The organism is Bacillus sp. FSL M8-0049, from assembly GCF_038593355.1.
GTDB classification, from domain to species: Bacteria; Bacillota; Bacilli; order Bacillales; family Bacillaceae; genus Bacillus; species Bacillus safensis.
This window is the reverse complement of the sequence record NZ_CP151986.1, coordinates 328,847-343,743: the sequence shown is the minus strand read 5'-3', so window position 1 is coordinate 343,743 and position 14,897 is coordinate 328,847. Positions and strand designations below refer to the sequence as shown.

Annotated in this window: 13 protein-coding genes; 3 read left to right on the top strand and 10 right to left on the bottom strand. The window is 42.6% G+C overall.

Going from position 1 to position 14,897, the window contains the following annotated elements; translation table 11 throughout:
• The first annotated feature begins 128 nt into the window (after nucleotides 1-128).
• Nucleotides 129-914, top strand: coding sequence for a carbon-nitrogen family hydrolase (locus NSU13_RS01825; RefSeq protein WP_342489787.1), 786 nt, complete (start codon nucleotides 129-131; stop codon nucleotides 912-914).
• 243 nt (nucleotides 915-1,157) lie between these two features.
• Here NSU13_RS01825 and NSU13_RS01820 read toward each other — a convergent pair whose 3' ends face one another.
• Entirely contained in the window at nucleotides 1,158-2,075 is a 918-nt protein-coding gene (locus NSU13_RS01820; protein WP_342489786.1) for a LysR substrate-binding domain-containing protein, read from the bottom strand.
• Between the two features lie 116 nt (nucleotides 2,076-2,191).
• Here NSU13_RS01820 and NSU13_RS01815 point away from each other — a divergent pair, with 116 nt between their 5' ends.
• Complete coding sequence (locus NSU13_RS01815; RefSeq protein ID WP_342489785.1) at nucleotides 2,192-2,965, top strand: class I SAM-dependent methyltransferase; 774 nt, start codon at nucleotides 2,192-2,194, stop codon at nucleotides 2,963-2,965.
• Nucleotides 2,966-3,187: 222 nt separating this feature from the next.
• Here the strand turns inward: NSU13_RS01815 and NSU13_RS01810 are convergent, their stop codons facing one another.
• From NSU13_RS01810 to NSU13_RS01790, 5 genes are all read right to left on the bottom strand, one after another.
• On the bottom strand, nucleotides 3,188-4,564 hold the full coding sequence (locus NSU13_RS01810) for an MFS transporter (RefSeq protein WP_342489784.1): 1,377 nt from the start codon (nucleotides 4,562-4,564) through the stop codon (nucleotides 3,188-3,190).
• 121 nt (nucleotides 4,565-4,685) lie between these two features.
• Complete coding sequence (locus tag NSU13_RS01805) at nucleotides 4,686-5,693, bottom strand: LacI family DNA-binding transcriptional regulator (RefSeq protein WP_041116583.1); 1,008 nt, start codon at nucleotides 5,691-5,693, stop codon at nucleotides 4,686-4,688.
• Nucleotides 5,694-5,770: 77 nt separating this feature from the next.
• Nucleotides 5,771-6,718: a dihydrodipicolinate synthase family protein gene (locus tag NSU13_RS01800; RefSeq protein ID WP_034283267.1), complete on the bottom strand. Its 948-nt coding sequence runs from the start codon at nucleotides 6,716-6,718 to the stop codon at nucleotides 5,771-5,773.
• 344 nt (nucleotides 6,719-7,062) lie between these two features.
• Nucleotides 7,063-7,620 carry a shikimate kinase gene (locus NSU13_RS01795; protein WP_003214270.1) on the bottom strand — a complete coding sequence of 186 codons (558 nt, stop codon included), beginning with the start codon at nucleotides 7,618-7,620 and terminating at the stop codon, nucleotides 7,063-7,065.
• Nucleotides 7,621-7,705: 85 nt separating this feature from the next.
• Nucleotides 7,706-8,479 carry an IclR family transcriptional regulator gene (locus NSU13_RS01790; RefSeq protein WP_034283265.1) on the bottom strand — a complete coding sequence of 258 codons (774 nt, stop codon included), beginning with the start codon at nucleotides 8,477-8,479 and terminating at the stop codon, nucleotides 7,706-7,708.
• Nucleotides 8,480-8,627: 148 nt separating this feature from the next.
• Between NSU13_RS01790 and NSU13_RS01785 the strand changes: the two genes are divergently transcribed.
• Complete coding sequence (locus NSU13_RS01785) at nucleotides 8,628-9,986, top strand: hypothetical protein (protein WP_268480657.1); 1,359 nt, start codon at nucleotides 8,628-8,630, stop codon at nucleotides 9,984-9,986.
• A 39-nt stretch (nucleotides 9,987-10,025) separates the two neighbouring features.
• Here the strand turns inward: NSU13_RS01785 and NSU13_RS01780 are convergent, their stop codons facing one another.
• The 4 genes from NSU13_RS01780 to NSU13_RS01765 all read right to left on the bottom strand — a co-directional run bounded on the left by NSU13_RS01780 (nucleotide 10,026) and on the right by NSU13_RS01765 (nucleotide 14,877).
• Entirely contained in the window at nucleotides 10,026-11,339 is a 1,314-nt protein-coding gene (locus NSU13_RS01780) for an MFS transporter (protein ID WP_025092799.1), read from the bottom strand.
• A gap of 45 nt (nucleotides 11,340-11,384) precedes the next feature.
• Nucleotides 11,385-12,587 (bottom strand): CaiB/BaiF CoA-transferase family protein, encoded by a 1,203-nt coding sequence (locus tag NSU13_RS01775; protein ID WP_081279508.1) that lies wholly within the window; start codon nucleotides 12,585-12,587, stop codon nucleotides 11,385-11,387.
• 125 nt (nucleotides 12,588-12,712) lie between these two features.
• On the bottom strand, nucleotides 12,713-13,093 hold the full coding sequence (locus tag NSU13_RS01770; RefSeq protein ID WP_041116575.1) for a cupin domain-containing protein: 381 nt from the start codon (nucleotides 13,091-13,093) through the stop codon (nucleotides 12,713-12,715).
• Between the two features lie 23 nt (nucleotides 13,094-13,116).
• Nucleotides 13,117-14,877 carry a thiamine pyrophosphate-binding protein gene (locus tag NSU13_RS01765; RefSeq protein WP_034283256.1) on the bottom strand — a complete coding sequence of 587 codons (1,761 nt, stop codon included), beginning with the start codon at nucleotides 14,875-14,877 and terminating at the stop codon, nucleotides 13,117-13,119.
• Between the last annotated feature and the right edge of the window lie 20 nt (nucleotides 14,878-14,897).

Genomic DNA, 14,897 nt, shown 5'->3' with positions numbered 1-14,897 from the left:
CTGACATTTCTATTGGCAAAGATGATGGAAACCTTTATGATAAAGAAACTGGCCTTGAAGACTAAAATAAACCATTACATACATTCATGATTTTCACATGACATATAGCAAATAAAGGAGGAACTCGTATGAAAATCGCCCTTGTCCAAATGGACGTACAAATTGGAGAACCAGAAGTGAATTTTAAAAAAGCAGCAGCGTTTTTAGAAGAAGCGGTTCGCGAGCAGCCTGATTTGATCATTTTACCCGAAATGTGGAATACCGGCTACGCCCTTGAGCAAGCCGAGCAGCTTGCGGATGTAAACGGTGAACGCACAAAACAGCTCTTTTCCTCCTTTGCCCGCAAGCATCAAGTGTATCTCATCGCAGGCAGTGTATTAAATAAGCGGACAGAAGATGAAAATATCACCAACACGATGTATGTCTTTAACCGCCAAGGTGAGCTTTTGTTAGATTATGATAAAATTCATTTATTCCGCTTAATGGATGAGCATAACTATTTAACCGCTGGTGATCAGCTTGGTTTATTTGACTATGGGGAAGATGTGACGATTGGTGCAATGATTTGCTATGACCTCCGTTTCCCGCAGCTTTCCAGAACACTTGTGAACAAAGGAGCGAAGGTGCTCGTCAATACGGCGCAATGGCCGTCAGCAAGAGTGGACCATTGGCGCAGCCTGCTCATCGCAAGAGCGATTGAAAACCAGTCATTTATGATTGCTGTTAACAGAACAGGCACAAGCAGAGACACGGCATTCCCTGGACACTCTATGGTGATTGATCCACTCGGCCGCATCCTGCTTGAAACAAACGATGACGAAGATATTTATTATGCGGAAATTGATCTTCAGCTAGTGGATGAAGTCAGACAGCAAATTCCGGTTATGACGGATCAGCGTCTCGACTTATATTAAAAAGCAGGGTGCTCCCCTGCTTTCAGCGTGTAGACAAACCCTCGCATTCGGTGTCAGGTCTGCGCTCCGGTGCTCACGAATGTCAAATTCGCTCCGCTCCGGTGCTCGCCCTTCCTAGACTTCAAAGGTTTTCTATCACGCTGAAAAGAAGACAAAGGGCTAAAATCAAGATCATTTTAGCCCTTTGTCACCAATCTTAAAGCAGGGTGCTCCCCTGCTTTTTGCGTTTAATTAAACGTTTGTTTAAGCCTTCCCTTGATTCTGATAAAGGGCCATGAAGGCTTGAGCGGCTTTCGTTAAATACCTTTCTTCCACATATGCAAACACAAGTGTGCGGGTGGGGCATGAATCAATGTGTAAATAAATGATCTCGTTCCTATCCTCTTGTGCCACCATTTTCGGCACAACGGTCACCCCTAGTTCGTTTTTGACCAATGCCTGTGCTGTTTGAATATGACTTGTTTCAAAAGCCGCTTTTGGCTGAAAACCGTGATGACGGCACAGCTCCATGACCACTTGCCGAAAACCGTATCCCTCTTTCAGCATAATAAATGGGGTACCTTCAAGAAGCTGAAAGGAAACGATTTCGTGACCGGACTCTTTTTGCCCTGCTTGCTTGATAATCTCGTTCAATTCCTCTGATAACCATGGCTGAGCAGCTTGCGGAACTGCAAGAAGGAGCGGCTCTGTCAGCATTTGTTTCGTTTTCAATGATTCATGCTCGACAGGCATAGATAAAATAGCCAAATCCAGTTTTCCAGCCAATAGACGTTTTTCGAGCTCACGAGGAGACTCTTCTATCAGTTGAACGTGAACATGAGGATACGTTTGACAAAAAGTTTTTAATAAACCGGGCAAGACATAGCCCCCAGTCACTGCTGGCGCTCCAATGTTCAGCTCTTTCCCGATTTCATAAGCTGCCTCTCCCATTTCACGCAGCAAATCATCTCTTTCCTTCAAAATATTCTCAGCCCTTTTAATGAATCGTCTCCCTTGAGGTGTGGGCGTTACTTGTCCATACTTTCGAATAAATAGCGGTGTGTCTAATTCCTCTTCCAGCTTCTTCATTTGCTGGCTTAAAGAAGGCTGTGCAATATGAAGTTGATCCGCTGCTTTTGTAAAGCTTTGCTGCCGGTACACTTCCATGACATATTCCATCATTCGTATATCCACTTTCATCACCTCATAGGTTTTAACTATCCATGTCATATCTTTTATGTCTTAGACAAATAACAGAAGGAATTCTACGATAAAGAGACCACAAAGGGGGAAAAGAAATGAATCCATATGCTAAAGCCGAGAACCAATTTTCACAAAATGCCGAGAACTATCGAGATTCACCTATATTTGCGGCCGGAGAAGAGCTGGAATGGATGAAAACAACTGCAAATGCGAAGGGACATGAGCATTTACTTGATATTGGCTGCGCGGCAGGACATACCGTTTTTTCCTTTTCAGACGTTATCTCTAAAGGGGTCGGCATTGATGTCACGCAAAAAATGATCGAGATTGCAGCAGCACTTGCGGAAGAACGCCGCCTGAACCACATTACTTTTGAGCAGGCAGCCGCAGAAGCATTGCCCTTCTCTGATGAATCATTTGATTTAGTGACGTGCCGATTTGCTGCTCACCACTTTCCAAACCTTCCGGCAGCCATGTCTGAAATCAGCCGAGTCTTAAAAAAAGGCGGCCAATTTCTGCTCGTCGATCATTATGCACCTGAAAACCCTGCACAGGATTCATTTATTAATCACTTAAATAGACTGAGAGACCCTTCTCATGTGCGGGAAAGCTCGTTATCAGAATGGAAAGAGCTTTTCGATGACAACCAATTGACTCAGAAAGAGATTCGTTCCTGGGACCTGCATATTGATTATCAGGACTGGATTATACGTGGACGCACGCCAGAGAATACTCAAAAGGAGATCGTTTCCCACCTTCAAGCCGCAGACCCTGACACAAAGCAGCTGTTTCAGCTTCAATTCGATGCACAGCATCAGCCCATTTCCTTCTGTTTAAAAGCTGCAATGATTCAGGGAATCAAGAATTGACCTTATAGAAAAAGTCTACCATTGTCGGTAGACTTTTTTAATCTTCACTGTCTCACAGGTATTGCTTTTCATGTTCGTGACACGTCTCTCCTTACGACAAGGAGTGCTAGATCATGTTTGTATTATATGATAAATGAACGAAGATAGGTGAGGCATTTTAGATCCTCTGAATAAAAAAAGAACCTACCCTCTTTGGAATAAGTTCTTCACTGCACGCGTCACTTACGGCGCAATATCCTCTAATACTTTCTCGCGCGTTTCTATCATTTTAAAAGCAAGAATTGCTCCCACTACCGTCACACTTGCAAAAAGAATAAAAATAGTTGAAACACCGCTTACCTCTAAAATAAAACCTATCATAATAGGAGCGATCGCTGAGGCCAGCCTAAGCCACGCTGTAGCAAATGCTGTTCCAATCACCCTCATACGTGTCGGATAAATTTCAGGTGTATATAGATAGAGGAGAACTGTAATTGTCCCCATCATTCCGTAAGCAGCAGACCCTAAATAGATGACGCTTTCTGGTGAAGTCGGTCCGCTGATCCATAAAGCCGTTAATAAAACACCTGTTAATACAAATGCAATGGTTGCCCAGCGCTTTCGTCCTACTTTATCAATTAAAAACGCACAAGCGAATACCCCTATGGTCTGTAAAATATTTGTGAGAGATGCTGCCCTTAATGAATCTCCGACTGGCAAATGGTAAACAGTATTATAAAGACTCGGTAACCAGTTATTTAAACCATTCGATACAAAGTAGGCAGAAAACCATAGTCCCCATACGACCAATGTTCTTTTACGGTAAAAAGTTGAAAATAGCTCTTTCCAGTCGCCTTTTTCAGTACTGCTGGATACTTGATTTGCGACAGGCATTCGTTTGTCAGTACTAGCTTCAATTTCTTCAATAATTCTTTCGGCTTCATCTAACCTGCCTTTCGAAATAAGCCACCTTGGCGATTCACGCAGCATGAAAAAGAATACAAAGACGATTAAACCTCCAATGCCTCCAATCAAGAACATCCATTTCCACCCAAAGCTAGGTACAACGAATGCGCCAATTTGTGCTGAAATCATTAATCCTAATGGAAAAATCATCTCATAAAGCATAAAAAATCGACCTCTTCCTTGGGCTCGGGACAACTCATTAATATATGAGGCTGCTACCGGCACCTCTCCTCCGACTCCAATCCCTTGTATAAAACGGAAAATAAAAAGGGCCATAAAATTACCTGAAAATACACATGCGATACTCATAATAGACATGAGGAACACCGTCCATTTTGCACTAAAAACACGGCCGCGCCTTTCTGCTAACCATCCAAAGAAAATAGCACCAATCGCTTGTCCTATATAACCAGACCCAATAAGAAGACCAATCTGTGCAGGTGATAAATTCCACATGCCGATGAGGACCGGGAGAACAAACGCTAAAGATAGCGCATCAAAAGCATCAAAAAAGGTAGCAGATCCCATAATGATCCGAGGTTTTAAATGCCACCTCGAAAAAGGCACACTTTCCATCCTGGTCAATAGCTGTGAAGCTCTATCAACAACTTGCTCATCACGAGAATTTGAATTTCCGCTGAGTTCTAACGTCATGGTATCTCCTCCTTATGAGAGGAAATGATGCAAAAGTACATGCCGAAGAGCGCTGAAGAAATCGCTTACATTTTAAATCAAGCTGAAATTCTGCAGCGTTCATACGAGTTTTCAGCATCTATCACATCTTTTTTGGCGTTCCCGTGGTGCCCCGATCTATATAATACATAGGGAAAATATGCTCCATCGCCTCTAACTGTTCTCCTTCCAACAACTGTGTTAGTAAAGAAACAGCTTTTCTTCCCATTCCAACTAAATCAACATGAACAGAAGATAAAGAAGGGGTTAGAAAACTTGCAATGGGCACATCATCGGCACCAACGACAGACAAATCATGAGGTATTGACACATTTGCGTTTTCTGCCGCTTTCATGACCCCTATCGCCAAAAAATCTGAAGAGCAAACAACTCCAGTCATGTGCTGGTTTCCTTGGAGAAATTGAGAAACCACTTCTACTACTTTTCCCCCATCAAATTCATCTAACTCAAACACAAGCTCTTTGTTCATTGTTAATCCTAAACGTTTCAGTGTGCGCTCATACCCCTTGTAGTACCTCACGCTATGCATCGAACTCATTGGACCATTGACCAGCCCAATGGTTCGATGACCTTTATCAAATAAGGCCGTTACAGATTGACAAACACCTTCTTCATCATCTGGCCTGACACATGGAAATGGTGAATCCTCTAAGTAACTTCCGACAACGATAATGGGAATAGCCAAACTTTTTAGCCAATCCATGCTCAATTCTTCATTTCTTGGAGAAAATAAAATGGCACCATCTACAGCCTGCGTCTCAAGTAACCGCTGCTGCTGAACAGATGTAAATGACATCAGCATATTGAATTCGGTCTCATCTAATTCCTTCGCTATTCCATCTAAAATCGTTGAAAAAAATGGATTATTCAAAATATATGAACCGCGGGGAACCACTACAGCAATATTCCCAGTCTTTCTTTTCACGAGCCCTCTCGCTCCTAAATTAGGGCGGTAGCCTAACTCATCAATCACTTGTTTGATTCTTTCAGCCGTTTGAGCACCTACTCCTGGTTTACCACTTAATACTCGGGAAACAGAGGCTATAGACACTCCTGCTTTCAATGCTACATCTTTAATACTTACTGACACATTTCATACCTCCGGGAGTCTGTTGTTTTATACCCTATTATAACCTGACTCACCTTCATCATGAAATCAATGGTCTGTTATCTACTGACGTTTTCCTTAAGCAAACCAACACTTTGAAGGCCCTGGCGAATCTCTTCTTTTTCCTTTTGAGTTAAAGGTAATACCGGCTTCCTAGCAAGCGAACTGCTGATCAAGCCTCTCTGGAACATCGCTTCCTTCATTCGCAGATGAGAGGTAGAGGAAGGTTCATCCATTTTATATACAGCATGCTTTAATTCAAAGATTCTATCGTACACTTTATTAGCTGCTGCAAGGTCTTGTTCTTCCACACATTTCACAAGTTCAGCGATCAAATCTGGCACAAAACAGCCGAAACCGACAAGCGCCCCATCAATCCCTTGAACTAATGTTGGCAATAAATATTCATCGTGACATGTGAGCAGCGATACATCTGGTGCATGCTTTTTCAGTGCGCGCACATCGACTTCATATTGTGCCATGTCTCTTTGACCAATTTTGAATGAGACAACATTTTCAATTTCCGACATTTCTAGTATTTGATTCGTTGTATATGAGGTTTTTGTCCACGTTGGATATTGATGGACGATGATTGAAATGTCAATCGCTTCTGCAACATCTTTAAAGAATTGGACAGGTGATTCAGGCTGCATACCGAATCTCAGCCATGAATGCGGCGGCATGAGAAGGATACCTTCTCCGCCAGCTTCTTGAACTGCTTTTGCATGCTGGATTGCTTCAATTGTCCCTTCAGCTGAAACCCCTGAAATGACAGGTACTTCCCCTTTTAATTCGTCGGCTGCAATACGCACAGCTTCAGCTCGTTCATGTGGCAGCAGGGTCATAATCTCGCCCGTATGTCCATTGACAACGATCCCGTTAATCCCTTTGTGCTCCGCCACCCAGCGAACAAGCTTGCGAAATGCAGGTTCATCAATTGAATAGTCATCTTTAAAAGGAATTAAGACAGCCGGGAATACACCGCTCCATTTTTCTTTATTTTTCATCAACAAATTCCTCCCCATTCGATTATAGTAAACGTTTACCGTAAGCGTTTACGTAAACAATCATAGAATGTCCTCACGGAAGTTGTCAACATTATTTTTTAAAGATTATAATAATTCAAAAAACTCTTATTGAAATTTAGATACTATTTTATTTTTCCGAAAAAGAAAATGATCTATATCAAAAACCTCATCATCATGAACTGATTGAAGGAGGATCACCGCTTTTTCCAAACGGCTGCACACCAAAAAAAGGATAAATACATTTTGGTTGTCAAAACATCATCATATGTACGAAGGAAAAGAATTCAATAGAAAAAAAGTCTATCCTAAATGGTAGACTTTTTTTATTTCGAATATAAATCCCAGCCAAGCTTGAGTGTGTCCACAATATAATTGGCGACTTCCTCAGCCTCTAAATGATCTGTTTCCACTCTTGAGTTATGAAGAGAATAAATCTCCCGGCGCTCTTCAAACAGCTCTTTCATCTCATCAAGCGTCCGGTTGTGAAGAACAGGGCGGTTTTCGATTAAAATATCAAGCCGCTGCTTCCAATTCTCCCACGATAGATCAAGGAAAAGAACGGTACAATGCTTCAAGCAGGCGCGTTTGATTTCTTCCTGTTTGAATGCACCCCCTCCAAGGGAAACGATCTTGAGCTGTGTATGTTCACATAAATCGACGATATAATCCTTTTCAGCCTGCCTGAAGAATGCTTCTCCTTTTTGCTGAAACATCTCTGGAATCGTCATGTTGTACTTTTTCTCAATCTCCTGATCGACATCAATAAAATCTCTATATAGCTTTTTGGCAACCAGCTGCCCAATGGTTGTTTTCCCAACACCCATAAAGCCAATGAGGACAATATTCCGCTGTCTTACAGGAATTTCTCTATTGATTTTCATGGTCGTGACACGTCCTCCCTACGACAAGGAATGCTACATAATGTTTCTATTATATGATAAATGGAGCGCGAAAAGATAGGCAATCTTAAAAATTGTGTTTGACGACGTATCCGAGCTGTTCAGAAAGCCTCTGTGCCTGTTCTTTCACTTTTTGCTGCAGCTTAGGAATGACTTCTTCAGTAAACCGATGGGTTGGACCAGATATGGATAAACAAGCCTTCACTTCTCCATGAATGTTAAAGACTGGTGCCGCTACTGCCGCAGATCCTACCTCTCGTTCATCGATACTGCAAGAAGTATACGTGTCAAGAATATGTTTACGTTCCTCTTGCCAGTCATCTCTCTTCACATGATCAGCCTCAGACGCTAATACTTTTTGTTGAAATTCTTCACTTTGAAAAGCCAATAATACCTTTCCGCCTGCACCTGCGTACAATGGCAGCTTCTCACCAATCTTGACAAGATGGCGAATCGATTGCAGCCCTTCCGCTTGTTCGATACAAACCCTGCTTGTTGAATCCAGTACATACAGGTTGACGGTTTCCTTTGTTTCATCACGAAGTGAGTACATGAGTGGCTTAGCCAGTTCCCTCAATTTAATGGACTTTCCTGCAATGTATCCAAGGAGATAAAGCCTTTGACCCAATCGGTATTTCATTGTTTCTTGATTCTTCTCCACAAAATGATTCATTTCAAGCGCCTTGAGCAGTCTCGTTGTCGTAGACATTGCTAAATTCATCTCTTTTGAAATATCCGTTAGCGTCAGCTCTTGACGTTCTTCACTAAAACAATAAAGAATATCCAAAGCACGCTGAACTGTACGCAGTCCTGATTCTTCTTTTGACTTTTTATCAGCCATGTTCATTTTCTCCTTTTCCCCTTTGATTTCTTATCGACATCAACGATCGATTTTGCTATAATCCATTTTAAACGTTCCACTAAAAGAAAACAAATTCCACCAGTCGGAATAAAATCACTTGAAGATATTTGATGGAGGAGATATTTGAATGTACCTGCTCGTTTTTACACTTCTTATCAGTCTATATATTGTTCATCAACTATTTCCTGCTCCTATACTCTCCTATTTTGTTGGTCTGCTGGCCGCTGCCTCGCTCACCATTTCTTTTAAGAAAGCAAATGGGCTTTATTTGAAAACAGGTGCTGTATTTCTCATCATTGGGTTGTTCTTATTCTTCTTATCCGGCCAGCCATTGCACACGTTTTTTCTTCACTTTCATTCCATGCTGGGCTTGCTTTCTCTCTTTTTCATGCTGCCTTTTATTCATTCTCTCATACATGTTGGACATTTCGATACACAATTAAATAAACTGCTCACACTGCATACAACGAGCTCAAACCAGCTTTATCGCAAGAGTTCATTTGTCACTCATATTCTCGGCATGTTTTTAAATATCGCGACGATTCCTTTACTATATACATCGCTCAAACCGTCGCTCGAATCTCTAAAAGAACAAGTGAAGCAACATCTTTATACACGGAACCTCTTAAGATCATATGCATTATGTTTAAGCTGGAGTCCTGTTGAAGTGCTGGTAAGCGTCACCATTGATGCAACCAAACTAAAATATTATCAAATTGCACCTATTACTTTTGGTTTAATGGTCGTCGTGCTGGCGATAGATTGGATGCTTTTTTCTCGTCAAAGCAAACGATTACCAAACATCATTCAGTCTTCAGAAACAAACGCCAATCCTCATCGAATTAAGCGAAAAACCCTTCAGCTCGCTTTCATGCTGCTAGGTTTTATGACAGTCGTCTCACTTGTCGATGCATGGATTGGGAAAGGCTATTTATTCGCTGTAGTACTGACGATTATTCCATTTGCTCTATTATTCTCTTCTATTATCAAAAAAAGAAAACAATATATCGCTGTCTCTGTGCCTCATTGGAAAGAAAGAACCCGTCAGCTCTCCAACTATATGTGTCTATTTTTAAGTGCAGGCTTCTTTGTCGATATGCTCCTTGCGACAAACAGTATGCAGCCGATTCAAGCATTTATTGTCAGTATATCAGACCATGCCATTTGGGTTTATTGTGTCATTGGGTTGTATTTTCTGATCACCGCCCTTTGCGGTTTTCACCCGCTTGTCTCGCTTGCTTTGTTAGTCAGCATGATGGCGCCAGTCATCCATGAACTGCCTGCTCTTCCGATCGCAATCATGCTGATCGTTGCTGGCACATCAACTGTTATGTTTAGCCCTTTTAATGTTTCTGTCTCCTTATTGGCTGATTTGATGAAGGTCAACCCTTACCGTATCACTCGCTGGAATATATGGTTTGCCAGCCTTTATATCAGCATGGGCATCGCATGTGCAGCGATCATCACCATTATCTTTTATACATAAAAAAGAGAACTCACCTTTGAGTTCTCTTTTGCTTTCTCACTATGGTTTCAATTGAATTCGTTCAATTTTACCTACAATAAAAATGTACGACAATGCCCCGCCTAAAGCGACTAAACTGACGAATAAAATTCCTCCATTGTAAGAGCCTGTCGCCGACACGATGAATCCGATAATCAGCGGAGTGATGATCCCAGCTAAATTAGCAAAAAAGTTAAATACGCCGCCAGCCAGCCCAACCATTTCCCGCGGTGCCACCTCAGACAGCATCGTCCAAGAGATATTAGACAGTCCTTGCGCAAATGAAGCGATGGATAAAATGGTCAGCACAAGCGGGATATTTGTTGTAAAGTTTGCTAAAACAATGGTACTCGTCATCAGCAAGCCAACCACTACTGGCAGCTTTCTCGCTACATTCACTGATACGCCCTTTTTGAGCAGCCAATCAGACACATAACCTCCAAACAAGACGCCAAAGAATGCAGCAATGTAAGGAAGAGAAGCAGCAAAACCTACCTTGAGAAACGCCATATTTTTCGCCTCTGCCAAATAGGTCGGAAACCACGTTAAAAAGAAAAAAAGGGTAGACGCAACAGAGAATTGCCCAATATAAAGCCCGATCAATTTACGATATTTTAGAAGGGCGGCAAAGTCCGCCCATTTCAGCTTCTCCTGTGATGCGACTGTCAGCCCATCGCCTTGCCGGATTAATTCTAACTCATCTTCATTTATCTTCGGATGCTCTTTCGGTTCGTGATAATACTTGTACCAAAAGAAAGCAAATATGATACCGAGCGCACCTGCCGTAATAAAGACGGTTCTCCAATCGAAAGTCGTCATGATCCAAAATAGAAGAGGTGTCGCAAAGGCAAGACCCACATACTCTCCAGCAGTATAAACACCTGTTGCAAAAGCCCGTTCCCGCCTTGGAAACCATGTGGTAACAATACGGTTATTTGCAGGAAAAGCGGGAGATTCTGTAATCCCAATAAACAAACGGCAGCCGAATAAAAAGGCAAAGCTGTTCGCAAACGCCTGTAAGCCTGTGAAAATAGACCAAGTAACGAGTGATATCCCATACGTTACCTTTGAGCCAAATTTATCGAGAATAAAACCGCCTGGTATTTGCATCGCTGTATATGTCCAGCTAAATGCCGAAAAAATCAAGCCTAATAAGGCAGGATTTAATTGCAATGAAGATTGAATCGCAGGAGCAACAATGGATACACTGGCTCGATCAATATAATTAATAGCGGTAATAAAAAACAACAGAATCAATATGCCAAAACGGGCTTTCGTTGGTTTCACATATGCGGGCTGCAATTCATTCCCCTTCAGTTCTGAATGCACTTTCATAACCATCCTCCTTTGTTTCCGCAGCGTGCGGTTCGGTTGAGCGTATTAAATTACCCCTTTTTCTTCTAACTGCTTACACTCTTCTTCTGTTAAGCCAAGCATATTTGTTAAAATCTCATAATTATGTTCGCCTAAATCAGGTGCAATGTGACGGATACTTCCAGGTGTTTTTTCAAACTTCGGAATGATCCCAGGCACCTTCACTTTTCCAAGACGAGGGTGATGCACCTCGACGATATTCTCTCGTGCTTTAAATTGTGGATGCTCAAAAATATCTCGAATACTTAAGATTGGGCTCACAGGTACGCCATGTGTATCTAAAATTTCTAATACGTCATCCCTTGTTTTCGACGCGATCCATTGCGAAACGATCGCATCCATTTCTTTGTTATGCTTCAGCCTGGATGCATTGACCGCGAATTTTTCATTCTCTAGTAAATCTAATCGATTCATCGCCTCTGCCAATCGATTGAAGGTCGAATCTGTACTCGTCACAAGAACCAAATAATGACCATCCTTTGTCTCATAGGTACCGGCAGGGCTTGAATGTCCGCTCAGCCCCGGTGAACGCTCACGCACCTTCCCAAGCTTGTCATATTCTGCAACCAAAAACTCTAACATACGAAACACAGATTCATAGAGGGCCAAATCCACCATTTGCCCAGTTCCTTCTGGATTTGTATCCCTGTAATACATCGCTGTCACAGTAGCAAACGCCACATAGATGCCAGCAATATAATCAGTGAGAGAAAAGGAAGGGCTGACTGGATGCCGGTCTGGAAACCCTTGAATATATGTAAAGCCGCTAAACGCCGTCGCTGGTGTTCCAAATCCGGCTTTGTCCTTAAACGGGCCCGTTTGACCATAACCCGATACACGAATCATAATTAAACGAGGGTTGATTTCTTTTAACACATCGTACCCAACGCCCCATTTTTCCAGTGTTCCAGGGCGGAAATTTTCAATCAGCACATCGACCTGACCAGCAAGTTTTTTAAAAATGTCCTTTGCTTCGTCTTTGTGCAGATCCAGTGTAAGGGATTTCTTATTCCGTGAGAGACCTGACCATCTAAGTGGTTCCCCATCTGCAAAAGGGCCGACGTGCCGCAGCGTATCGCCTTTGCCAGGAATCTCGACCTTGATGACCTCTGCACCAAAATCCCCTAGAAGCACCGCGCCATAGGGTGCAGCAATCATCGTAGAGACGTCTAATATTTTTATTCCTTCGAGCGGTGTATTCATATTCATTGCTTGACTCCCTTTCATTCAAGTGATGAAGGGCTAAAATCATTCCTAATTTTAGCCCTTTTCATCTTTCTGATTGACCCGGAAAGCCCTGATGATCCAAAAGGAGGGCTTACCGGTGCAGGTTTTTAATCCTTCGGAAGCTGCCCTTGCGGTGTGTAGAGCCAAATGAGCCATAAAGGTTCATCTCCTGTATTGACATGCTGGTGCGGAACACCGTCTGGAATGAACATGAAATCATTTTGTTTAAAGGACTGCCTTTCTCCATCACAAATGACTTCGCCAGATCCTTTAATCACATAATCAAATTCCTCTGAACCCGGGTGATTGTGCACTGAACTTGCTTCCCCCGGTTCAAAAATGGTGAGACCCGCCATCATATGCTCTGATCCAACAGTATCTGGTGTAATGGTTTGAAATACCTTTCGAATCATTTGCTCCTCTGGACGATCTAAGCCTAACCATAATGGGTTCCCATCTTGAAACGGATTCAATACTTTAATTTTCATTGTTAATTCCTCCCTCGTTCTGTTTAATTCACGCTGACATGTGAGCGCTTTGAATTTGGTGAATAAATGTCATTAATATTCCAATGTCCATCCGTAGGAACAGGATCATTTTTCATCGCTACATCAATAACGCAAGGCTCCTGAGAAGCAATGGCTTCAGCTAAAGCTTCTTTGAATTCAGAAGCAGAGGTGATTTTAATCCCCTTCATCCCATAACCTCTCGCAACGGCAGCAAAATCCGGTGAATAGCTTTCTCCACCTTTTCTGAAAACAGTGCCGTACGTCGTTTCATAGTGCGCCATTTGCAAACCGGCTATTGTTCCAAATGCACTGTTATTCATCACAATCCACACAACAGGAATGTTCTCTTCAACTGCTGTTGCAAGAACGGATGGATTTTGACCGAAGCCGCCGTCTCCAACGAGTGACACAACAACACGGTCAGGCTGGGCAATCTTTGCCCCAAGTGCGGCAGGTGCTCCAAATCCCATCGTTGCAAAGCCGCCTGGCGTTAAAATGGTACCTGGCGTGAGCACAGGAAATTGCTGTCCGACCCCATTTTTGTTCCAGCCAACATCCGTTGTAATAAAGGCATCTGGCGGCAATACTTCCCGTACTTCCTGCAAAATACGCTGCGGCTTCATTGGGAAGGATTCATCTTGAACATTCGTCAGATTGCTAGCCTGAAAATCCTTACGATATAACGCAATTTCCTTTTTCAATTCAGGACGATCCAGCCCTTTTGGCAGTCTCTCTCTCGCCACTCGATTGAGTACAGTCAAGGCTTGCTTAAGATCGGCTACTGCTCCAATTTCAACAGGATAGTTACGTCCAATTTCATTCGGGTCAATGTCAATATGAATGAGCTTGGTTGATGGGAAGCGGAACGTATAATCTGATTCCCACGAGCTCGCATCAGCTTCAGCAAAACGGGTGCCTAAAGCCAATATATAATCTGCTTCTTTGCACTGATCATTGATAAATTTTGTCCCCCAAAACCCTGTCATTCCAAGAGTCATTGGATGATCATCCGGCATGGCTCCTTTCCCCATCAAAGAATGGGCGACAGGGATACTCAGATGGTCAGAAAATGCCTTTAATTCTTCAGCTGCATCAGCTAATATAATGCCTCCCCCTACATATAAGAGCGGTCTTTCTGCCTGCAGCAATCGATCCAATATCCGATTGGCCGTTTGATCATCAATAGAAGGTTTTTCAATGGTGTGTGTATGATGGTTGATTTGTTCAAACAAGGACACATCTAGGTCCTTTGAGAAAACATCCATTGGAACAGAAATAAGCACCGGGCCAGGACGGCCGCTTTCAGCTAACTGAAATGCTTTTGATAAAATCTCTGGAAATAATTCTGGAATATCGACTCGCCATGCTCTTTTCACAAACGGCCGGTAAATTTCGTATTGAGAGGCATCGGAATGAAGATTGATCTCTTGATGTGGGTGCTTTCCGTAATAATGACTTGGGACATCTCCTGCAATGACAACCATTGGAATGGAATCAAGTGCTGCATTCGCTACCCCTGTTGCCGCATTGGTGAGTCCGGGTCCTAGATGACTGAGAACAACAGCCGTCTGTTTCTTTGCCCGCGCATAACCATCAGCTGCATGTGCCGCTATCTGTTCATGCCTGACATTGACAAATTGAATCGAGCTTTTTTCAAGCGCTGATAAAAAAGCAATATTCGTATGACCGCAGAGACCGAAAATATGCTCGACTCCCCGATTTTCTAAGTACTGAATAACCTGTGTAGAAATATTCTTCTTCATGTTTCTCTCCTCTCACGGTG